Origin of the sequence: Sphingobium sp. MI1205, from assembly GCF_001563285.1 — a bacterium.
Taxonomy (GTDB): domain Bacteria; phylum Pseudomonadota; class Alphaproteobacteria; order Sphingomonadales; family Sphingomonadaceae; genus Sphingobium.
On record NZ_CP005188.1, the window covers coordinates 1,124,673 to 1,145,198 of the forward strand.

Below are 20,526 nucleotides of genomic sequence, written 5' to 3' on the forward strand. Positions count from 1 at the left end.
GGCAGGCGAGGATCATCTCTCACGGCTCTGGGGCTCAGGATTCATGTGCGGTATTATCGGTATTGTCGGTAAGGACGATGTGGCGGAGCGGTTGGTCGAAGGCCTGAGGCGGCTGGAATATCGCGGTTATGACAGCGCGGGCGTGGCGACCGTGAATATGGGCGCGATCGATCGTCGCAGGGCTGAGGGGAAGCTGGCCAACCTGGTGAAGGAACTGGGGGATTGCCCGCTGCCCGGCACGACCGGCATCGCGCATACCCGCTGGGCGACCCACGGCGCGCCGACCACCAACAATGCACATCCGCATGCCACGAATGAAGTGGCGCTGGTTCACAATGGAATTATCGAGAATTTCAAGCCGCTGCGTGAGGAACTGCAGGCGCGGGGACGCAAGTTCGACAGTGAGACGGACACCGAAGTCGTCGCTCATCTGGTAAGTGAACTGGTCGAATCTGGGGCTTCTCCGCGCGATGCCGTGGCGCAGATATTGCCGCGCCTGCACGGTGCCTTCGCGCTCGCTATCCTGTTCCGCAGCCACCCCGATATGCTGATAGGCGCGCGCCTCGGGTCGCCGCTGGTCGTGGGCTATGGCGATGGGGAGACCTACCTTGGTTCCGACGCACTGGCGCTGGCGCCGTTGACACAGCGTATCGCCTATCTGGAGGAAGGCGACTGGGTCGTCATTACGGGAGAGGGCGCGGAAATTTTCGACAAGGACAATGTTCCTGTCGAGCGTCCTGTGACTATATCCGGGGTGACTGGCGAGCTGATCTCAAAAGGCAATCACCGCCACTACATGCTCAAGGAAATCTATGAGCAGCCGGTGGTCGTTGCGCAGACCCTTAAATCCTATCTCCAGCGGATGGAGGACCGGGTGTCTTTGCCGATACCCGATTTCGACCTTGGCGCGATCCGTCGCGTGACGATCGTCGCCTGCGGAACCAGCTATTATGCGGGAATGGTCGCCAAATATTGGTTCGAACAGTTCGCCCGCGTACCCGCAGATGTCGATGTGGCGAGCGAGTTCCGTTACCGCGCGCCGGTGCTGGAGGAGGGCGGGCTGATGATCGTCATCAGCCAGTCTGGCGAGACCGCCGACACGCTAGCCGCTCTGCGCCATGCCCGCGCCGAGGGGCAGAAGATCGCCGCCGTCGTAAATGTGCCCACCAGCACCATGGCGCGTGAGGCGGACCTGTTGCTGCCCACCCATGCGGGGCCGGAGATCGGCGTGGCGTCGACCAAGGCGTTCACCTGCCAGCTGGCCGTGCTGGCCGCACTGGCCGCCAATCTGGCGCGAGCCAAGGGGCGGCTGGATGAGCGGGCTGAGAAGGAGCTGGTGCGCCACCTCTCTGAAGCGCCTGCCGCGCTCAATGGCGCGCTTGCCTATGACGAATCGATCGAAGGAATGGCGCACCTGATCGCGGGCGCGCGCGATGTGTTGTATCTGGGGCGCGGACCGGATTATCCGCTGGCGCTGGAAGGAGCGCTCAAGCTCAAGGAAATCAGCTATATCCATGCTGAGGGCTATGCCGCTGGCGAGATGAAGCATGGTCCTATCGCCCTGATCGACGACAAGGTGCCGGTTATCGTGCTTGCGCCCAGCGGGCCGCTGTTCGAAAAGACCGTAAGCAACATGCAGGAAGTGCAGGCCCGCGGCGGCAAGGTGGTGCTGATCTCCGACTATGACGGCGTGCAGGCGGCAGGCGATGGCTGCATTGCGACGATCACCATGCCCAAGGTCCACCCGCTGATCGCGCCGATGGTCTATGCCGTTCCGGTGCAACTGCTCGCATATCATGTCGCGGTGGCGAAGGGCACTGATGTCGATCAGCCAAGAAACCTCGCAAAAAGCGTCACCGTCGAGTGAACCGAAAACGGTCGCGGATGTATCGGTTGAAGTAGGCGCCCTTGGAAGGAGCAGCACGCATTCCTTCGGCTAACTGTTCAGGCACATCATGATAGCTGTAGCGCCTGCCGCTGACGAATTGCACGTCTAGCCGGTGTTGGACGGCATCATAGTCGAACTGGGCAATGGCGGTTGAGGGCATGTTGGTAATAATGACCAGCGGCTGGCGATGTTTCCTGCCTGCTAGTCGCTCGCTGGCTTCTGCAGCATTGAGGCGACGGGGCGCTCATGAGTTTCGGTAATTGCGCCGTTTGCGATCAGCCCTACTCACCCCCCGCCCGGAGCATTATGCCCGCCCGCTGGCACAGGGCCGCCGCTTGGCGCATGCGCATGGTCGGGGCTGCTGTCCCAGTCGATATGATAGAGGTCGAAGCGCCGGTCGCGCAGGTTGCGCACCGTGCCTTCCGCGCGAGCCCAGCTAAGGTCGGCGAGGTTGACGTCCGCCATGGTCAGCGTTTCGACATTCTCGGTCGATTCCGCGGCGATGCCGTCGCGGGCGAAGGGCAGGTCGCAAGGCGTCAGAATCGCGCTCTGGGCATATTGGATGTCCATATTATCGACATTGGGCAGGTTGCCAACATTGCCGGACATGACGACATAGCACTGGTTTTCGATCGCTCGTGCCTGCGCGCAATAGCGCACGCGCATATAGCCCAGACGCGAATCGGTGCAGAATGGCACGAAGATGATGCGCGCACCCTGATCGACCAGGCGGCGCGCCAGTTCCGGAAATTCGCTGTCGTAGCAGATCAGGACGCCGATTGGGCCGCAGTCTGTCTGGATCACGTCGAGGGCGTCGCCGCCCTTTATGTTCCACCAAAAGGCCTCATTGGGCGTCGGGTGGATTTTTTCCTGGGTATGCACCGACCCGTCGCGCAGCGCGACATAGGCGATGTTCTGGATGTCGCCATCATCGGCGCGTGTCGGATGCGAACCGCCAATGACATTGATATTATATTCCAGCGCCATCCGCGTGAGTTCCTTCGTCAAGCGCGGGGTGTAGCCTGTCAGTTTGTCGATTGCTTCGATCGGAGAGAGCTTCTTCGTTTCGAAGGATAGCAAGGGAAGGGTGAACAATTCCGGGAAGACGATGAAGTCGGAACGGTAGTCCGCCGCGACATCGACGAAATATTCGATGTTGCGGATGAACGCGTCGAAATCCTCGACGGCGCGGGCTTGTAGCTGGCAGGTCGCCAATCGCACGCTTTCCACACCGCGCGGCACGCGCATCTCGGGGGCTTCGTCAGGATCGACATAGGGATTGCGCCAAACCAGATGGGCAGCGTGGCCGTCAGATTGCTTGTCCTCTGGCAGGTAATTTTCGAGCACCCCAAGCGGCTCGAACTGGTTCTTGAGTTGGAAACTGATGACCTGGTCACGCAGCCTGCCTTGAACGACCTTGTCCAGATAGTCGGCGGGTCCTTCAACCCTGCGTCGGGCACGGGCGTAGCCGGGCATGCGGCCGGCGATGACGATGCCATGAAGGTCGAGTTGTTCGGCCAGCTCCTTGCGTTCGTCATAGAGGCGCTGGCCGATACGCAGGCCGCGCAGCTTGGGATCGACGGCCATTTCATAGCCATAGAGCCACTCACCGGCTGCGCTATGCCGGGTGCCAAAACCGTTGGCGGTGATTTCTTCCCAGTCATGGAAGGAAAAGGCCATCGTCTTGCTGACGCGCATGGTGGCGCAATAGCCGACGACCTTGTTATCGTAGAGCGCGACGAAGCAGCCATCGGGGAAATTGTTGATCTGGCCCCGCAGCGTTGCAAGCGAATAATTGGCCATGCCGGGGTAGACGCGCGCGATAAGCCGTTGAATGCCACGGACATCGGCCGGAACCGCTGTGCGGACCTCCAGGCGTTTCCGAGTTGTCGTGGTCATCGCTGATCTCCCGCCATGGAAAAGGCGGCGCCTTTGCGTGGCGCCGCCTTCATTCCGTTACCGTACTGAAAGCCTTGAGAAGCGTATCAGTTCCATTTGGCCATTTCAGCTTCCAGATTGACGCGGATCTGTTCGAAGAACTGTTCCGTCGTCATCCACGCCTGATCCGGGCCGATCAGGAGCGCCAGATCCTTGGTCATCGCGCCGCTTTCCACGGTATCGATACAAACCTTCTCAAGCGTTTCGGCGAACTTGGTCACTTCCGGCGTGCCGTCGAACTTGCCGCGGAAGGCAAGGCCCTGCGTCCAGGCGAAGATCGACGCAATAGGGTTGGTGGAGGTCGCCTTGCCCTGCTGATGCTGGCGATAGTGGCGGGTGACGGTGCCGTGCGCGGCTTCCGCTTCGACAGTCTTGCCGTCGGGCGAGAGCAGGACTGAGGTCATGAGGCCCAGTGAGCCGAAGCCCTGCGCCACGGTGTCGGACTGGACGTCGCCGTCATAATTTTTGCATGCCCAGACGAACTTGCCGCTCCACTTGAGCGCGGACGCGACCATGTCGTCGATCAGGCGGTGTTCATAGATGATGTTCTTCGCCTTGAACTGGTCGGCGAATTCGGCGTCGAACACTTCCTGGAACAGATCTTTGAAGCGGCCGTCATAGGCCTTGAGGATGGTGTTCTTGGTCGAAAGGTACAGCGGCCAACCGCGGTCGAGGGCATAGTTCATGCTGGCGCGGGCGAAGTCGCGGATTGAATCGTCCAGATTGTACATGCCCATGGCCACACCGGCACTCGGGAAGGTGAAGACGTCTTTTTCGATCTTCTCACCGTTGTCGCCGTCCCACACCATGCGCAGCTTGCCGGGGCCGGGGACGAGGAAATCGGTGGCGCGATACTGGTCGCCAAACGCATGACGGCCGATCACGATGGGGTCGGTCCAACCCGGAACCAGGCGGGGGACGTTCTTGATCACGATGGGTTCGCGGAAGACAACACCGCCCAGAATGTTGCGGATGGTGCCGTTGGGCGACTTCCACATCTGCTTGAGGTTGAATTCCTCGACGCGCTGTTCGTCGGGCGTGATGGTGGCGCACTTCACGCCGACGCCATATTCCTTGATCGCGTTGGCGCAATCGACGGTGATCTGATCGTCGGTCTCGTCCCGCTTTTCGACGCTCAGATCGTAATATTTCAGATCAATGTCGAGATAGGGGAGGATGAGGCGTTCACGAATCCATTGCCAGATGATCCGCGTCATCTCGTCGCCGTCGATCTCCACGACAGGATTTTTGACCTTGATCTTCGCCATGCGCCTCTTCGCCTTTTTCGTTCGGTTGGAATTTGGGAAACGCCGTAGGGAAAGCGGCGGCAATGTTCAACTGCGCAGTGCTTTTGCAAAGCGTGCGCGGCTCGCGGCACCATCGTCGGTATCGGTCGTTGTCACCGCATGGGACTGTGCCTAAAGACGGATGCCATGGAAAATGACGAACTGACCGTCGCTCTGGGCGGCAATGTGAAGTGGCGCTTCCCCTCGGTGCATGCCGAAGGGATAAAATTTGGCCTGATTTCAGCTGCGATTACGGCCGTGCTATTCTTGGTCGGCTGGGAAATTCCCGGCTGGTTGATGGTCATGGTGACGATTTGGGTTTTCGCCTTCTTCCGCGATCCAGTACGCGCCGTGCCGCAAGATGAGCGCGCGATAGTGGCGCCCGCCGATGGTCTCGTTACGCTGATCCAGCGAGTGCCGCCGCCGCGGGAAATGGCGGGAGTGGATGGGCTGGGCGATCAACCCATGATCCGCGTGTCCATTTTCATGAGCGTGTTCGATGTTCATATCAACCGCACGCCAATTGGCGGGACGGTAAAATCCGTCGTCTATATTTCCGGCAAGTTCCTGAACGCTGACCTGGATAAGGCGAGCGAGGATAATGAGCGGCAGCATATTCTGGTTGAGCGGCATGATGGCCTTCGGATCGGCTTTACCCAGATCGCCGGCTTGGTCGCGCGGCGGATCGTGCCCTTTGTGAAACCGGGCGACATGATCGCGGCAGGGCAACGCATCGGCCTGATCCGCTTCGGTAGCCGCGTGGACGTCTATCTGCCAGCCGGGACTGCGCCGCGCGTGGTGCTGGGCCAACGGACCGTCGCGGGAGAAACCATTCTGGGCCAGATCGGCGACATGCGGGTCATTTCAGGTATCCAGCAATGAGGCAGCGACGCACCATCCCGCGAGGGCTTCGCCGGGGCATTACGTTGCGCATGGTCGCCCCCAATGCCGTGACGGCGATGGCGCTCTGCTTTGGTCTGACAGGTGTACGCTACGGCATATCCGGCGAGTGGGAGCGGGCAGTGTTGTCCATCCTGATCGCGGGTGTGCTGGATGGATTGGATGGTCGAATCGCCCGCTTGTTGCGCGGGGAAAGCCGATTTGGCGCGGAGTTGGACTCGCTGTCCGATTCGATCGCATTCGGGGTGGCGCCTGCACTTACCCTTTATCTCTGGTCGCTGCATGCGATGCCGAAGTTCGGCTGGATCTTCGCGCTCGCTCATGCCCTGTCATGTGCGTTGCGGCTGGCGCGGTTCAATGCCAATATCGATGCGGATGAGCAGCCGCACAAATCGGCCGGTTTTCTGACCGGCGTGCCCGCTCCGGCAGGGGCAGGGCTGGCCTTTGTGCCGCTTTACCTGTGGCTGGTGACGGGGCAGGAAATATTCCGAGCCTGGTATGTCGTAGCGCCATGGACTGCCTTTACGGCGTTCTTGATGATATCCAATATTGCGACTTATAGCTGGTCGGCGCTTCGGCTACGCAAGCGGATCCGGCTGGAAGCAATCGCCGTGGCGGGCCTGCTGGGCGCTCTGCTCATTACAGATCCCTGGCTCACGCTGCTGTGCATCTGCGTCATCTATCTAGTGACTATTCCGTTCGGTATGATGTCCTACGCGAAAGTGCGCCGTCAGCAGGCGGCGGATAGCGCATAATCAGTGCTCAAGCGACGAGAATGCCGCTAGCTATCGGCCGGGCTACAGCGCCGCGACTCGGTTCCGCCCGGCGGCGGCTGATCCGCAGGCGATATATCGGCGGCTCGTGCGGTATCGGTTCAAATGCCAGCGCGGCAATCATCTTGTCGCGATAGAGCGCGAGCATGCTCAGGATCGTGCTAGCGGCAAGCAAAAACGACACGAGGAAAACAGTAGCTGCAACAAGGGTGAACATGAGGTCGCTCACTTTCTGTGCTAGGGAACCGATGTCCCATCCTTGGGCAGCAAACCGGCTGAACTGCCTGTTTGTTCCCCATGTTCTCTATATGTTCTAATGCCTAGCCTAAGTCAACCCCTTGCATCCTTGCCCGGGTCGGGCTAAGGGCCGCGCCATTCCACATGGGAATCGCACATATCCGGTGCTGTTGCGCTCGCGCTTAGTTCCTGATTCCCAGAGGCATTAACCGGAAGGAGAAAGACCATGGCGGCTCCTGTCGTCACCATGCACCAATTGATCGAGGCTGGCGCCCACTTCGGCCACCAGACCCACCGCTGGAACCCGCGCATGAAGCCGTACATCTTCGGCGATCGCAACGGCATCCACATCCTTGACCTGTCCCAGACCGTGCCGCTGTTTGGCCGTGCGCTCGACTTCGTGTCGGCGACCGTCGCCGCCGGCGGCAAGGTGCTGTTCGTCGGCACCAAGCGCCAGGCGCAGGATCCGATCGCTGAAGCTGCTCGCAAGTCGGGCCAGCACTTCGTCAACCATCGCTGGCTGGGCGGCATGCTCACCAACTGGAAGACCATCTCGGGCTCGATCAAGCGCCTGAAGACGCTTGAGGAAAAGCTGTCGGGTGACACCCACGGCTTCACCAAGAAGGAAGTTCTTCAGATGACCCGCGAGCGCGAAAAACTTGAGCTTTCGCTGGGCGGCATCCGCGACATGAACGGCATCCCCGATGTCATGTTCGTGATCGATGCCAACAAGGAAGAATTGGCGATCAAGGAAGCCAACACACTGGGTATTCCGGTTGTTGCGATTCTCGATTCGAACGTCTCGCCTGACGGCATCGCTTTCCCGGTCCCGGCGAATGACGACGCCAGCCGCGCGATCCGCCTCTATTGCGACGCCGTCGCCGCAGCCGCCACGAAGGGCAACCGTGGTGCGCAGCAGGCTTCTGGCGTTGACCTTGGCGCTCTGGACGAGCCCGAGGTTGAAGAGGTCGTCGCGCAGGCCTGATCCCGCGGTCTTCGAACTGCAAGATTAACAGGCTAGGGCGCGCTCCACCGGACCGCGCCCTAGTCTATATTTGAACCCCATCGAACATTTAGGAGCCGAAACATGGCCGAGATTACCGCTGCCGCCGTCAAGGAACTGCGCGACCGTTCGGGCGCCGGCATGATGGATTGCAAGAAGGCGCTCTCCGAAGCCAATGGTGACATGGAAGCCGCTGTCGATTGGCTGCGCGCCAAGGGTCTTGCTGCTGCGCAGAAGAAGTCCAGCCGCACTGCTGCTGAAGGTCTGGTCGGCGTTGCCGTCGCTGGTACAAAGGGTGTTGCCGTCGAAGTGAACAGCGAGACCGACTTCGTTGCGAAAAACGACCAGTTCCAGGATTTCGTCCGTACCGTCGCGCAGATCGCGCTTGAGCAGGGCACGAGCGATGCGGAAACTCTGGCGAACGCGGCATACCCCGCTGGTGGCACGGTTGCCGAGAAGCTGGTCGCCAACATCGCGACCATCGGCGAGAACCAGAATTTGCGTCGGGTTGGTCAGGTCGAAGTGAGCCAGGGTGCGGTTGTGGCTTATGTCCATAACGCCGCTGCGCCGGGCTTGGGCAAGATTGGTGTGCTCGTCGCCCTCGAAGGTGATGCGCCTGCCGATGTGCTGGAGCCGCTGGGCAAGCAGATCGCGATGCATATCGCTGCCGCCTTCCCGCTGGCGCTGTCGGCGGACGACATCGATCCTGCGATCATCGAGCGTGAAGCGGCCATTGCGCGCGAGAAGAACGCCGACAAAATCGCTGGTAAGTCCGAAGAAATCGCCGCCAAGATCATCAATGGTCCGGTTGAAAAGTTCCGCAAGGACAATGCTCTTCTGACGCAGGCTTTTGTGATGGACGGCAAGACCCCGGTGCAGGACGTTGTCGCTGCGGCGGCCAAGGAATCCGGCAAGTCGATCACCCTCAAATCCTATGTCCGTTTCCAGCTGGGCGAAGGCATTGAGAAGGAAGTCAGTGATTTTGCTGCTGAAGTGGCTGCGGCTGCAGGCGTCTGATCGCGGTCTTACCTGACAAAGCGTTCGGTTCAGGCGGCGTGCGGGAGGCAAGGCTTCTCGACAAGTTGGCCAGGGACGCTAAGGACTTCACAGAGTGGCGCGCGCTGCCTAAGGTGCGCGCCATTTCCTTGTCTGCTTCATTAATGGAATCTGGCCCCGCATGACTCGTCCGCCGTTCAAGCGCATATTGCTGAAACTCTCGGGCGAAGTGCTGATGGGGCAGGGGCAGTTCGGCATCGAACCGGAAACGGTGAATCGCGTCGCGAGCGAGATCGCGGCGGCGAAGGATGCCGGTTTTGAGCTGTGCGTCGTTGTCGGCGGCGGTAATATCTTCCGGGGCCTCGCGGGTGCTGCCAAGGGCTTTGATCGCGCGAGTGCTGATTATATGGGTATGCTCGCGACCGTTATGAACGCGCTTGCGGTGCAGAATGCGCTGGAACAGCTAGGATACGATACAAGGGTTCAGTCCGCGATTCCGATGGCGACGGTTTGTGAGCCGTACATCCGGCGCAAGGCGGTGCGCCACATGGAAAAGGGCCGCATTGTAATCTTTGCGGCTGGTACGGGCAGTCCTTTCTTCACCACCGATACCACGGCGGCTCTGCGTGCGGCGGAAATGAATTGCGATGCACTGTTCAAGGGGACCAGTGTTGATGGTATCTACAACGCCGATCCAAAGAAGGCGCCGGACGCCGTTCGCTATGATGAAATCAGCTTTGACCGCGTGTTGACGGATAATCTTAAGGTCATGGACGCGAGCGCCATTGCACTCTGCCGCGAAAACAATATTCCCATCGTCGTATTCAACATCCGCGAAACGGGCAATCTGGCCAAGGTGCTGGCCGGTGACGGTGTCGCGACGATCGTGCAAAATCAGGAGCGCTGAAAGACCATGGCTCAATATGACAAAGCCGACCTCGAACGCCGCATGCACGGCGCCATCGAATCGCTGAAGGGCGATCTGGCGGGGCTGCGCACCGGCCGCGCCAATATCCAGCTGCTCGATCCGGTTACGGTCGAAGTTTATGGCGCACATATGCCGCTCAATCAGGTGGCGACTGTCTCCGCGCCCGAGCCGCGCATGCTGTCCGTGCAGGTGTGGGATAAGAGCAATGTGGGGCCGGCGGATAAGGCTATTCGATCGGCGGGCCTGGGCCTCAACCCGATCGTGGATGGCCAGACGCTGCGACTGCCGATCCCCGACCTGACTGAGGAGCGGCGCAAGGAGCTGGCGAAGCTCGCTAGCAAATATGCCGAGGGCGCGCGCATCGCCGTTCGTAACGTGCGCCGTGACGGCATGGACAGCCTCAAGGCTGATGAGAAAAAGGGCGAGATCAGCGAGGATGAGCGCAAGCGGCTGGAAACAGAGGTGCAGAAGCTGACCGACAGCACCATCGCGGACATCGATGCTACCGCAGCCGCCAAGGAGAAGGAAATTCTCGGCCACTGAGCCGGGACGCTCCCCCCCCCGTGCCCACCGCTCGTGCAACATACTGATGGCCAGCCAAGTCCAGTCCGACCTCGCTCGCGGTGGTGCTTCCGGTCATGGTGCGCGTCACGTCGCCATCATCATGGATGGCAATGGTCGTTGGGCTAAGAAGCGCTTTCTTCCTCGGATTGCCGGGCACCGTGCTGGCGTGGAAGCAGTGCGCCGGGTCGCGCGGGCAGCGCGCGAGTTGGGGCTGGAGTGTCTAACGCTCTACGCATTCTCCTCCGAAAACTGGAAGCGGCCTGCCAGGGAAGTGGCCGATCTCATGCGGCTGCTGCGGCATTTCATCGAATCGGATCTGGACGAATTTCATGAAAATGGCGTCCGATTACGCGTCATCGGCCATTACCGGGCGCTTGATCCTGCGCTGGTCGATCTCATAGAACAGGCTGTGGAGCGGACATCCTTCAATACCGGCCCGATCATCGCCATCGCGCTCAACTACGGCGCGCAGGACGAACTGGTGCGCGCGGCGCAAAGCATTGGGCGACGGGTCCAGTCCGGTCAGCTCGACCCGGAGGCTATCGGAATTAGCGATGTAGAGGCGGGCCTCGATACCGCCGATTTGCCGCCGCTCGACCTGCTGATCCGGACATCGGGCGAGCAGAGGCTCAGCAATTTCATGCTGTGGCAGGCGGCCTATGCCGAACTTTATTTCACCGACACGCTGTGGCCCGATTTCGACGGGTCTGCGCTTGTAGAGGCGATAGATGCCTTTCGTCTGAGGGATCGCCGTTTCGGCGGCCTATAATCCATGTCAAGCGAACTTCGCATCCGTACGATCGTTGGCCTCTTTCTTGTGCTTCTGGCTTTGGCGGCGCTCTATTTTGGCGGATTTGCCTTCTGGCTTCTGCTTGTAGTCGCTGGCGTACTGATGCAGGGGGAATGGGCCGATCTGACAAGTACCGGGTCTGAGCATCGGCGGATGTCGATGTTTGCGGTGTCGGTTCCGCTGGCGCTCCTTTGCCCCCTTGCGGCCGGCGTTTCATGGACGGCTTTCACACTGATCGTGGCTGCTTTTTTCTTTGTGATGCTGACTACTCGCTCTGTTCGCTTGGCGTTGGGCATAGTCTACGTCTGCGTTCCGGTGATGGCCCTTATTTTTCTGCGGCAACAGCAGCCGGGAGGCTTAGGCGTTCTGTTGGCCTTCTGGGCGCTGGCGCTCGTCTGGGCGACGGATATCGGCGCCTATTTTGCGGGGCGCGCCATCGGCGGCCCCAAGCTCGCGCGCAGAATCAGTCCGTCCAAGACCTGGGCGGGGCTGGGCGGCGGCGTGGTTGCGGCGCTGATGCTAGGGTTCGTGCTGCATCGATTTGCCGACCTGCCAAGCCAGCTTGCGGCCGCCAGCGGTTTGCTGGCGGTGGCCGCGCAACTGGGCGACCTGCTCGAAAGCGCGATGAAGCGGCACGCAGGCGTCAAAGACAGTGGTAATCTGCTTCCTGGCCATGGGGGTGTGATGGACAGGCTCGATGGCGTTGCCACTGCGGCTCCGCTGGCCGCGCTGATTTACCTCTTTCTGGTATCTGCCTGATGCGTAAAAAAATCTCCATTTTTGGTGCGACAGGCTCGGTCGGCATGTCGACGCTCGACCTCATAGAGCGCGATCCAGATGTCTTTGAAATCGTGGCCCTGACGGCGCACAGTGATGTCGATGGTCTTGCAGCGCTGGCGCGCCGATCCAACGCCCGGATGGCTGTAATCGGAGACCCTGCACGCTATAATGCACTGAGGACGGCGCTGCAGGGATCAGGAGTTGAGGCTGCCGCAGGCGAAGCAGCCCTGGTTGAAGCAGCCGAGGCGGGGGCTGACTGGAGCATGGCGGCGATTGTGGGCTGCGCTGGCCTGCGCCCCGCTATGGCGGCGTTGAAGGCAGGTGGAACGGTTGCGCTGGCCAACAAGGAGTCGTTGGTATCGGCAGGCGCCCTGATGATGGACGCGGTGGAACATTCGGGCGCGACGCTGCTGCCGGTGGACAGTGAGCATAATGCGATATTTCAGTGCCTTGCCGGGAGCAGCTTGAGTGATGTCGCAAGAATCATACTGACGGCGAGCGGCGGCCCGTTCCGCATGCGCAGCCGGGATGAGATGCGCTCCATCACCCCGTCGCAGGCGGTGGCGCATCCCAACTGGTCGATGGGGGCGAAGATCAGCGTCGATAGCGCGACGATGATGAATAAGGGGCTGGAACTGATTGAGGCGGTCCACCTCTTTCCTGTCGGCCTCGACCGGATCGAGATACTGGTCCATCCCCAATCAATCATCCATAGCATGGTCGAATATCGGGACCGCTCCACGCTGGCGCAGCTTGGATCGCCGGATATGCGCATTCCGATCGCAAGCGCGCTTGCCTGGCCTGCCCGGATGGAAACGCCATGCCAGCCCCTGGATCTCGCAACTGTAGGGCGGCTCGATTTCGAGGCTCCTGATGAGGAGCGCTTTCCTGCGCTCCGCCTGGCTCGGCAAGTAGCGCAGGAAGGCGGGGCGGCGCCCGCCATTTTGAACGCGGCCAATGAGGTGGCCGTGGCGGCCTTCCTTAAAGGCGCCATTGGCTTCCTTGATATCGCCATGATTGTGGAGGATGTTCTGAACCGCTATAGCGCGCCTGTGCCAAGCTGTATCGACGATGTGCTGGAAGCGGATGCGCAGGCGCGAACCCAAGCTCGACATGTGATGGAAAGATTGACTGCTTGATCCAGAATCCCGGTTTTCTGCTGACCGTCCTTGCATTTGTAGCGGTCATCGGACCGCTCGTTTTCGTGCATGAACTGGGTCATTATCTGGTCGGCCGCTGGTGCGGGGTTAAGGCCGAGGCGTTCTCGATCGGCTTCGGCCCGGAAATCGCCGCCTGGGTGGACCGGCGCGGCACCCGCTGGCGGATCGGTGCGCTGCCGCTGGGCGGTTATGTCCGCTTCAAGGGTGACATGAACGCCGCCAGCCAGACCGATCCGGCCTGGCTGCAGCTTCCCTCTGCTGAACGCGCGGAAAGCTTCCCGGCGAAACCGCTTTGGCAAAGAGCTGCGATCGTGGCGGCCGGACCGCTGATCAACTTCCTTTTCGCTATCCTTGTCCTTGCGACCTTTGCCGTCGTTCATGGTGAGAGCCGGACGCCTGCCGTTGCCGGTCAGGTCCAACCGGGTAGCGCAGCTGCTGCGGCCGGCATCCAGCCGGGGGACCGTATCGTCTCGCTCAACGGGCGGGAAATGGCGACCTTCGACGATATTCGCCTCTACGCGCAGATCCGTCCCGATGAACCGGTGACCATCCTGATCGAGCGGGCGGGCCAGAACATCGAACGGCAAGGCCGGGTTGGCGCAGTGCAGGAACGTGATGGCTTTGGCAACAGCTTCCGGATCGGGCGGCTGGGCATCGCGCCGGGCGATCCAGTGATCGAACCCGTCGCGCTTTGGCGTGCGCCGATTGTCGCTATCAAGCAGACGGGCCAGATCGTCCGCACGATGGTGGAAACACTGGGCCAGATATTGGGCGGCGGCCGGTCCGTGAAGGAGTTGGGTGGCCCTCTCAAGATTGCGGAAGTTTCGGGTCAGGCGGCTACGTTGGGCCTGGAAAGCTTCGTCTTCTTCATGGCGCTGATCTCGATTAACTTGGGGTTCATCAACTTGTTGCCAATTCCCATGCTGGATGGCGGGCATCTGCTGTTTTACGGGGTGGAGGCGATACAGCGCAGGCCGGTCAGTCCGCGCGTTCAGGAATGGGCTTACCGGTCGGGTCTGGCGATGCTCCTGGCGATGATGATGCTGGTGACTTTCAACGATTTATCTTCTTTCGGGCTCTGGGAACGCCTGTCCGGCTTGATCGGATAAGCTGTATCGGGCAGGGAGACGCGATTTAGCGCCATCTTTCCCGGCGTGAACGAACATTGCTTTTTTTGTAAAAGGGTAGAGCGGGTGACAGCGAAGATGAGCAGCAAGAGACAGCGCCCGGTTGTCGCGGCCCTTCTGGCAACGACGATGTTCGGCGGCCTGTCTGCCGTTCCCGCCCTGGCGCAGGAAGCTGCCGCGCCGACTGCGGTCGCGCCAGCCGCTGCGCCGGTCATGGGCACTGTCCGCAGCATCAATGTCGTTGGCCAGCAGCGCCTGGAACCAGACACGGTTTTGTCATACACCAAACTGCGCATTGGTCAGGCCTTCACCCGGGAATCGCTCGATCAGGCACTGCGCGACCTTTACGAAACCGAACTGTTCGCTGACGTTCAGATCCGCAACGACAGTGGCGCGCTGACGGTTGAGATAAAGGAAAATCCGGTCATCAACCGCATCGTGTTGGAAGGCAACAAGCGGCTGAAGGAAGACAAGATCCGGCCGGAAATCAAGCTCGCGCCGCGTCAAATCTATACCCGGTCTAAGGTGCGCGCAGACGTTGCCCGCATCATAGAGCTGTATCGGCGCCAAGGCCGTTTCGCCGCGACGGTTGAACCCAAGATGGTGCAGCTCGACCAGAACCGAGTCGATATCGTTTTCGAAATTTCGGAAGGGCCCAAATCCAAGGTTCGCCAGATCAACGTGATCGGTAATGACAAATTCAGCGATGGCGAACTGCGCAGCCAGATGGTGACGAAGCAGTCGCGCTGGTTCCGCATATTCTCATCGGGCACCAGCTATGATCCCGATCGTCTGGCTTATGACCAGCAGAAGCTGCGCCAATTCTATCTGACCGAAGGCTATGCCGATTTCCGTGTGATTTCCGCGGTTGCCGAACTGACGCCTGACAAGCAGGACTTCATCATCACCTATGTGGTCGAGGAGGGGCAGCGCTACAAGTTTGGCGATGTGAAGGTCGAATCCGACATTCGCGATTTGTCCGGCACGTCGCTCACCAAGACGTTGCCGATGAAGAAGGGCGACTGGTACAACGCCAAGCAGGTCGAGGACACGGTCGATACGCTGAGTGAAACTGCCGGTTTGTTTGGCTATGCCTTCGCCGAGGTTCAGCCGGACTTCAATCGCGACAAGGATAGCCTTACGATGGGGATCAATTTCCGCATCGCCAATGCGCCGCGTGTCTATGTCGAACGGGTTGACATCAATGGCAATACGCTAACGCAGGACAAGGTCGTACGCCGCGAATTTCGCCTGGCGGAGGGTGATGCGTTTAATAGCTTCCTCGTCAAGCGCTCCAAGGACCGGATCAACTCGCTGGGCTTTTTTCAGGAAAGGCTGGATATCGAGCAGAAGCCCGGATCTGCGCCGGACCGGATCATTCTGGAAACCAATGTACAGGAAAAATCGACCGGTGAACTGTCGCTGTCGGCAGGCTTCTCGTCGCTTGAGCGTTTCATCGTCGCTGCCTCGATCACCCAGCGCAATTTCCGGGGCAAGGGGCAAGAACTGCGGACGAGCGTCAATTACTCCAGCTATTCCAAATCGGTCGAAGTCGGTTTTACCGAACCCTATTTCATGGACAAGAATATCGCGCTTGGCGGCGATATCTACCGGCGTGACCTCAACAGCTTCCGCTTTACGAACAACAATGATCGCGACACGACGTACGAGCAGACCACGACCGGTTTTCAGATCCGGGCGGGCGTGCCGATCACGGAATATATGTCGCTTGCCCTGCGCTACAGCCTCAACCTGGACGATGTGAGCCTGGATGAGGACACCTATTATTCCGACACTGACGGTGATGGTGTAAGGGAATGTGACCCGATTCTGGCCGGGCGCTATCTGTGCGATGCGATCGGTAAGCGGACAACCTCTTCGCTCGGCTACTCGCTGATCTATGACAATCGCGATAACCGTATTCGGCCGACGCGTGGGCATAATGTCGTCGTCAGCCAGGACTTCGCCGGGCTAGGTGGCAGCGTCAAATATGTGCGCACGCGGCTCAACGGCTCGAAATACTGGCCGCTGGGTAGCGGTTTCATTTTCTCGCTTTCGGGAGAAGGCGGTTATATTCATAGCCTTGAGGGTGACCGTCGGGATGCATCGGGCGCCTTGGTTGATCCCATTCGTCTCACCGACCGCTTTTTCCTGGGTAATCCGCAAATTCGCGGTTTCGACATTCGCGGTATTGGTCCGCGCGTCGTAAGGCGGTACTACTCGACCACGACCGATACGACCGGTGCGATTACCGGGGCTTTGTCCACCGATAACAACAATCGTCGGGACGATGCGCTTGGCGGCAAGATTTATTATTTGGCTCGTGCTGAAATCGAAATTCCGTTGGGTTCCGGCGCACGTGAAATGGGATTGCGGCCTTCAGTTTTTGTCGATGCTGGTGCCGTTGCCGGCTTGCGTGATCCTTTAACGACGCCTTTTGCTGGTTATTGTTCTGTTGGCAGCGGTACAACCGCGACGACAGTCCGCGCGGGTGGATCGCCACAGGCTCCGACCTGCCCCACCGGTGGAACGCATCTGAGCGGCACCGGCTTCGAAGAGCAATATCTTGGCGATACGCTCAAGCCGCGCGTCGCGGTGGGCTTCGGTATCAATTGGAACTCGCCCTTCGGGCCGTTCCGCATCGACATCGCCAAGGCCCTGCTCAAGGAACCAGGGGACGACACTCAGCTCATCAGCTTCAACGTAGGGACTCAATTCTAAATGAAGACGATCATCAAAGCTGCGGCGCTCGCGCTTGCACCCATGACTGCCATCGTGCTGACCAGTGCGCCGGCTGCCGCTCAATCAAAGACGGGCATCGCCGTTGCCGACCTGCAGCGGGCCGTTGCGACCAGCTCCGCCTACACGACCGCGCGTACCCAGATCCAGACCACGTACAAGGCGCAGATCGACAGCTTCACCGCGCGCAAGAATGCGATCGACGCTGACCTCAAGGCAAAGGGCACTGCTCTGGAAGCCGCGATGAAGGCGGCAGGCAATAAGCCGACCCCGGCGATCCAGACCCAGTATGAAGCCTATCAGAAGGCCGGTCAGAACGGTCAAGCCGAGTTGCAGCGGCTGGGCCAGCCGATCGCGCTGGCGAACGCCTATGTCGAAGAACAGATTTCGGCCAAGCTGTCCGATGCGCTCAAGTCCGCGATGACCAAGGCGAAGGTTGACCTGATCCTCGCCCCCGATGCAACTGTCTCGTATCAGCCGACGGTTGATATCACGCAGCAGGTTGTGACCGAACTGAACGCACTGGTGCCCAGCGTGGGCATTACACCGCCCGCAGGCTGGCAGCCGGGCGGCGCACGTGGCCAGGCACAGGCGCCTGCCGCAGCGGCCCCCGCCAACCCGTCGCAGCAGCCCAGTTCGCGCTGATCCTGGTCGATGACGGGGGAAGTTGACGCGGCCTCCGCCGCCATTGGTTCCATCGATATTCGTGGGATCATGGCGGCGCTGCCGCACCGCTATCCGATGCTGCTCGTCGATCGCGTGGCTGCTCTCGTACCTAATGAGAGAATCCATGCGGTTAAGGCCGTGTCGATCAACGAGTCTTTTTTCCAGGGGCATTTCCCTGGTCGGCCCATCATGCCCGGCGTATTGATTGTCGAGGCAATGGCGCAGGCTGCGGGTGTGCTGACGGTAGAAACGCTCGAGCTTCGCGGTTCGGGCAAGCTCGTCTATTTCATGAGCATCGATGGAGCGAAGTTCCGCAATCCTGTGGAGCCCGGCTGCCTGCTCGACATGCATGTCGAACTGCTTCAGATTCGGGGCCGCGTTTGCAAATTTGTCGGCAAGGCGTCGGTGGACGGCAAACTATGCGCCGAGGCGAATTTCGTCGCGATGATCGCCGATCCACCAGAGGATTAGGTCCCATCCCGGCGCAAGTCGGGACCTGATGTCGGTATCGGCCTACCGCGTTCGCGGTTTCTGCCGCCGCGCTGGTATCGTCAAACTAGGGCTTGTGCGGCTTACGAGAAGGGTTGCGTTCAGCGGCAATCCCATGTAACCGCGCGCCTTCGCTAATTTACGCATCCATGGCCGGTCGGAAACCGGCCCATCGACGGAGCAAACCCATGAAGGCCGATACGCACCCCGATTACCACTTCATCACCGTCCAGATGACCGACGGCACCACCTTCCGCACTCGTTCGACCTGGGGCAAGGAAGGCGATACGCTGGCGCTCGACATTGATCCCAAGTCGCACCCGGCATGGACCGGCGGCCAACGCCAGCTAGAGCAGGGCGGCCAGGTGGCGCGCTTCAACAAGCGTTTCGGCGGTCTGACGCTGAAGAAGTAATCGCTTCGCTTTACAGGCGAAATGAGAAGGGCGCCCGTCAGGCGCCCTTTTTGTTGCTGGGATTTGGCTGGCCGGTAGCTTGTGCAAAGTCGAAGCCTATGTGAGCGCCTTCCGCTTCCCGAATTTGCTCCAGGCGCTCAGCTTGGTCAGCCGGTCCGGTTCTCATCAAGAAACGCGGATACATCCTCCAGCGAGACGTCTTTCGACAAGAACGTCTGCCCGATACCACGGGCCAGCAAGAAGGGCAGGGTGCCTGCGGCCATCTTCTTGTCGTGCAACATGTGCGCGACCAGCGATGCGCCATCGCCTGTGACATGAGCGCTGGAGAGATTGTGGGGCAGCCCAACAGCTTTTAAATGCGTAATCACGCGCGTCGCATCACCGGGCGGGCATAGCCCAAGCCGTGCGGAATAGCAGAAGGCGAGCGCTATCCCCGCAGCAACGCCTTCTCCATGCAGCAGCTTGTCGGAAAAGCCCGTGTCCGCCTCCAGCGCATGGCCGAAGGTGTGGCCAAGGTTGAGCAGCGCGCGCCGCCCCGAGGTTTCGCGCTCGTCATCCGCGACAATTGACGCTTTTGCCTTAACGCTCCGCTCGATCGCGAATTCGCGGGCCTTGGCATCGCCTTCCAGCAAGCGATGCCCGTCGGCCTCGCACCATGCGAAGAAGTCTGGATCGTCAATCAGCCCATATTTGACGACTTCTGCATAGCCCGCCCGCGTTTCGCGCAGCGGCAGACTGTCGAGCGTGGAAGGGTCGATCAGCACCAAGCTGGGCTGATAGAAGCTGCCGATCAGATTCTTGCCCGCGCGGGTATTGATTGCCGTCTTGCCGCCCACAGAGCTGTCCACCTGCGCAAGCAATGTGGTCGGCACCTGTATGAAGTGGCAGCCGCGCTTCAGCACCGAGGCGGCAAACCCCACTAGGTCTCCGATTACGCCGCCGCCCAGCGCGACTACATGATCGCCACGCTCCACTTCCAGCGTCAGCAGCTGGTCGAGCAGTTCTTCCAGATGTCGCCAGCTCTTTGTCTGCTCGCCTGCGGGAAGGACGATCGGTTCGACCGCGATTCCGGCGGCGTTCAGGGCGGTTTCGAGCCGCTGTAACTGCGCTTGGGCTACATTGGCGTCGGTCACGACCACGAGCCGCCCGTTGCGAGCATATCCGGCGAGATGTTCGCCTGCCCGATCCAAGGCGCCCTGTTCAATCACGATATCGTAGCTGCGCGCGCCCAGCGCGACACGGACTAATGCCATGCGGTCAATTTCTCCAGGATGCGTTCGACCGCCACTTCATGGGGCGCCGCGATGCTCTTCACATGAATGGGTGCGAGCGCGTAGGTGGGATTGCGCACCGCAGCAAGTTCGGTCAGCACCACGCGCGGATCCTTCCCTGCTAGCAGGGGGCGTCCCTCGCGGCGGGAGACGCGATCAACCAATGTGTCGATATCGGCGTCGAGCCACACCGCTGTTGCCTGATTGAGAATCAGCGCGCGCGTCTCGTCCTGCATGAAGGCGCCGCCGCCGGTCGCGATAACCTTGGGCTCGTCATCCAGCAACCGGGCGATCACCCGCCGCTCGCCATCGCGAAAATAGGACTCGCCATAGCGCGCGAACATCTCGCTGATCGTCATGCCGGCAGCCTTTTCGATTTCCTCATCGGCGTCCACGAATGCCAGGCCGAGGCGCGCGGCGAGCCTGCGCCCTACCGTCGATTTTCCAACGCCCATCATACCTATGAGGACGATAGAACCGCGCTTCGACTGCGGGGACACGGATTTGCTGTTTCGCTGCATGGCCGAGGGGGCTATACATCCCCCCGTCGCAGAGGCAAATCGCATCTTTCCTCAACT

At 60.4% G+C, this 20,526-nt stretch carries 21 protein-coding genes; 15 read left to right on the forward strand and 6 right to left on the reverse strand.

Features of this window, described 5'->3' with window-relative positions; translation table 11 throughout:
* Positions 1–43 precede the first annotated feature (43 nt).
* Positions 44–1,867: a glutamine--fructose-6-phosphate transaminase (isomerizing) gene (glmS, locus tag K663_RS05390; protein WP_062115072.1), complete on the forward strand. Its 1,824-nt coding sequence runs from the start codon at positions 44–46 to the stop codon at positions 1,865–1,867.
* Here glmS and K663_RS05395 read toward each other — a convergent pair.
* The 3 genes from K663_RS05395 to K663_RS05405 form a co-directional block, all read right to left on the reverse strand.
* Positions 1,854–2,048, reverse strand: a complete 195-nt coding sequence (locus tag K663_RS05395; RefSeq protein WP_062115075.1) for a KTSC domain-containing protein — start codon at positions 2,046–2,048, stop codon at positions 1,854–1,856. The two genes, glmS and K663_RS05395, sit on opposite strands and share 14 nt — an antisense overlap.
* Positions 2,049–2,173: 125 nt before the next feature.
* Complete coding sequence (locus K663_RS05400; RefSeq protein WP_062115079.1) at positions 2,174–3,787, reverse strand: carbon-nitrogen hydrolase family protein; 1,614 nt, start codon at positions 3,785–3,787, stop codon at positions 2,174–2,176.
* Positions 3,788–3,873: 86 nt separating this feature from the next.
* A complete protein-coding gene (locus K663_RS05405) occupies positions 3,874–5,094 on the reverse strand; it encodes an NADP-dependent isocitrate dehydrogenase (protein ID WP_062115082.1) in 1,221 nt (406 codons plus the stop codon).
* A gap of 165 nt (positions 5,095–5,259) precedes the next feature.
* On the opposite strand from K663_RS05405, the gene K663_RS05410 reads away from it, so the two are divergent.
* Positions 5,260–5,994, forward strand: a complete 735-nt coding sequence (locus tag K663_RS05410; RefSeq protein ID WP_062120395.1) for a phosphatidylserine decarboxylase — start codon at positions 5,260–5,262, stop codon at positions 5,992–5,994.
* Complete coding sequence (locus tag K663_RS05415) at positions 5,991–6,767, forward strand: CDP-alcohol phosphatidyltransferase family protein (protein WP_062115086.1); 777 nt, start codon at positions 5,991–5,993, stop codon at positions 6,765–6,767. Before K663_RS05410 ends, K663_RS05415 begins: the two co-directional genes overlap by 4 nt.
* Positions 6,768–6,774: 7 nt before the next feature.
* Here the strand turns inward: K663_RS05415 and K663_RS05420 are convergent, their stop codons facing one another.
* Positions 6,775–7,002 (reverse strand): hypothetical protein, encoded by a 228-nt coding sequence (locus K663_RS05420; protein ID WP_062115089.1) that lies wholly within the window; start codon positions 7,000–7,002, stop codon positions 6,775–6,777.
* Positions 7,003–7,248: 246 nt separating this feature from the next.
* Here K663_RS05420 and rpsB point away from each other — a divergent pair, with 246 nt between their 5' ends.
* The 12 genes from rpsB to rpmE all read left to right on the forward strand — a co-directional run bounded on the left by rpsB (position 7,249) and on the right by rpmE (position 18,677).
* The gene (rpsB, locus tag K663_RS05425) at positions 7,249–8,007 is read left to right on the forward strand and encodes a 30S ribosomal protein S2 (protein WP_062115092.1); all 759 of its coding nucleotides are present in this window, start codon (positions 7,249–7,251) and stop codon (positions 8,005–8,007) included.
* 102 nt (positions 8,008–8,109) lie between these two features.
* Positions 8,110–9,042 carry a translation elongation factor Ts gene (gene tsf / locus K663_RS05430; RefSeq protein WP_062115096.1) on the forward strand — a complete coding sequence of 311 codons (933 nt, stop codon included), beginning with the start codon at positions 8,110–8,112 and terminating at the stop codon, positions 9,040–9,042.
* Between the two features lie 160 nt (positions 9,043–9,202).
* The gene (gene pyrH, locus K663_RS05435) at positions 9,203–9,928 is read left to right on the forward strand and encodes a UMP kinase (RefSeq protein ID WP_037461897.1); all 726 of its coding nucleotides are present in this window, start codon (positions 9,203–9,205) and stop codon (positions 9,926–9,928) included.
* A gap of 6 nt (positions 9,929–9,934) precedes the next feature.
* Positions 9,935–10,492 carry a ribosome recycling factor gene (gene frr / locus K663_RS05440; RefSeq protein WP_062115099.1) on the forward strand — a complete coding sequence of 186 codons (558 nt, stop codon included), beginning with the start codon at positions 9,935–9,937 and terminating at the stop codon, positions 10,490–10,492.
* A gap of 46 nt (positions 10,493–10,538) precedes the next feature.
* Entirely contained in the window at positions 10,539–11,282 is a 744-nt protein-coding gene (locus K663_RS05445; RefSeq protein ID WP_062115103.1) for an isoprenyl transferase, read from the forward strand.
* A gap of 3 nt (positions 11,283–11,285) precedes the next feature.
* Positions 11,286–12,062, forward strand: coding sequence for a phosphatidate cytidylyltransferase (locus tag K663_RS05450; RefSeq protein WP_062115105.1), 777 nt, complete (start codon positions 11,286–11,288; stop codon positions 12,060–12,062).
* Positions 12,062–13,222, forward strand: a complete 1,161-nt coding sequence (locus tag K663_RS05455; RefSeq protein ID WP_062115108.1) for a 1-deoxy-D-xylulose-5-phosphate reductoisomerase — start codon at positions 12,062–12,064, stop codon at positions 13,220–13,222. The genes K663_RS05450 and K663_RS05455 overlap by 1 nt, the downstream gene beginning before the upstream one ends.
* Positions 13,219–14,352, forward strand: a complete 1,134-nt coding sequence (gene rseP / locus K663_RS05460) for an RIP metalloprotease RseP (protein ID WP_062115110.1) — start codon at positions 13,219–13,221, stop codon at positions 14,350–14,352. Before K663_RS05455 ends, rseP begins: the two co-directional genes overlap by 4 nt.
* Positions 14,353–14,448: 96 nt before the next feature.
* On the forward strand, positions 14,449–17,091 hold the full coding sequence (gene bamA / locus K663_RS05465; RefSeq protein ID WP_062115113.1) for an outer membrane protein assembly factor BamA: 2,643 nt from the start codon (positions 14,449–14,451) through the stop codon (positions 17,089–17,091).
* On the forward strand, positions 17,092–17,754 hold the full coding sequence (locus tag K663_RS05470) for an OmpH family outer membrane protein (protein WP_062115116.1): 663 nt from the start codon (positions 17,092–17,094) through the stop codon (positions 17,752–17,754).
* Positions 17,755–17,763: 9 nt separating this feature from the next.
* Complete coding sequence (gene fabZ, locus K663_RS05475) at positions 17,764–18,246, forward strand: 3-hydroxyacyl-ACP dehydratase FabZ (protein WP_062115119.1); 483 nt, start codon at positions 17,764–17,766, stop codon at positions 18,244–18,246.
* A gap of 206 nt (positions 18,247–18,452) precedes the next feature.
* Entirely contained in the window at positions 18,453–18,677 is a 225-nt protein-coding gene (rpmE, locus tag K663_RS05480; RefSeq protein WP_037461922.1) for a 50S ribosomal protein L31, read from the forward strand.
* A gap of 146 nt (positions 18,678–18,823) precedes the next feature.
* Here rpmE and aroB read toward each other — a convergent pair whose 3' ends face one another.
* Positions 18,824–19,930, reverse strand: a complete 1,107-nt coding sequence (gene aroB, locus K663_RS05485) for a 3-dehydroquinate synthase (protein WP_062115122.1) — start codon at positions 19,928–19,930, stop codon at positions 18,824–18,826.
* Positions 19,921–20,469 carry a shikimate kinase gene (locus K663_RS05490; RefSeq protein WP_062115125.1) on the reverse strand — a complete coding sequence of 183 codons (549 nt, stop codon included), beginning with the start codon at positions 20,467–20,469 and terminating at the stop codon, positions 19,921–19,923. Before K663_RS05490 ends, aroB begins: the two co-directional genes overlap by 10 nt.
* Between the last annotated feature and the right edge of the window lie 57 nt (positions 20,470–20,526).

Bases quoted from the DNA above. Each gene is read 5' to 3' on its own strand.
- K663_RS05400 (WP_062115079.1), bottom strand. From the start codon at position 3,787: ATGACCACGACAACTCGGAAACGCCTGGAGGTCCGCACAGCGGTTCCG.
- rpmE (WP_037461922.1), top strand. From the start codon at position 18,453: ATGAAGGCCGATACGCACCCCGATTACCACTTCATCACCGTCCAGATG.
- K663_RS05415 (WP_062115086.1), top strand. From the start codon at position 5,991: ATGAGGCAGCGACGCACCATCCCGCGAGGGCTTCGCCGGGGCATTACG.
- aroB (WP_062115122.1), bottom strand. From the start codon at position 19,930: ATGGCATTAGTCCGTGTCGCGCTGGGCGCGCGCAGCTACGATATCGTG.
- rpsB (WP_062115092.1), top strand. From the start codon at position 7,249: ATGGCGGCTCCTGTCGTCACCATGCACCAATTGATCGAGGCTGGCGCC.
- K663_RS05395 (WP_062115075.1), bottom strand. From the start codon at position 2,048: ATGCCCTCAACCGCCATTGCCCAGTTCGACTATGATGCCGTCCAACAC.
- pyrH (WP_037461897.1), top strand. From the start codon at position 9,203: ATGACTCGTCCGCCGTTCAAGCGCATATTGCTGAAACTCTCGGGCGAA.
- K663_RS05420 (WP_062115089.1), bottom strand. From the start codon at position 7,002: ATGTTCACCCTTGTTGCAGCTACTGTTTTCCTCGTGTCGTTTTTGCTT.
- tsf (WP_062115096.1), top strand. From the start codon at position 8,110: ATGGCCGAGATTACCGCTGCCGCCGTCAAGGAACTGCGCGACCGTTCG.
- bamA (WP_062115113.1), top strand. From the start codon at position 14,449: ATGAGCAGCAAGAGACAGCGCCCGGTTGTCGCGGCCCTTCTGGCAACG.
- K663_RS05470 (WP_062115116.1), top strand. From the start codon at position 17,092: ATGAAGACGATCATCAAAGCTGCGGCGCTCGCGCTTGCACCCATGACT.
- fabZ (WP_062115119.1), top strand. From the start codon at position 17,764: ATGACGGGGGAAGTTGACGCGGCCTCCGCCGCCATTGGTTCCATCGAT.
- K663_RS05455 (WP_062115108.1), top strand. From the start codon at position 12,062: ATGCGTAAAAAAATCTCCATTTTTGGTGCGACAGGCTCGGTCGGCATG.
- K663_RS05405 (WP_062115082.1), bottom strand. From the start codon at position 5,094: ATGGCGAAGATCAAGGTCAAAAATCCTGTCGTGGAGATCGACGGCGAC.
- frr (WP_062115099.1), top strand. From the start codon at position 9,935: ATGGCTCAATATGACAAAGCCGACCTCGAACGCCGCATGCACGGCGCC.
- K663_RS05410 (WP_062120395.1), top strand. From the start codon at position 5,260: ATGGAAAATGACGAACTGACCGTCGCTCTGGGCGGCAATGTGAAGTGG.
- K663_RS05445 (WP_062115103.1), top strand. From the start codon at position 10,539: ATGGCCAGCCAAGTCCAGTCCGACCTCGCTCGCGGTGGTGCTTCCGGT.
- K663_RS05490 (WP_062115125.1), bottom strand. From the start codon at position 20,469: ATGCAGCGAAACAGCAAATCCGTGTCCCCGCAGTCGAAGCGCGGTTCT.
- K663_RS05450 (WP_062115105.1), top strand. From the start codon at position 11,286: ATGTCAAGCGAACTTCGCATCCGTACGATCGTTGGCCTCTTTCTTGTG.
- glmS (WP_062115072.1), top strand. From the start codon at position 44: ATGTGCGGTATTATCGGTATTGTCGGTAAGGACGATGTGGCGGAGCGG.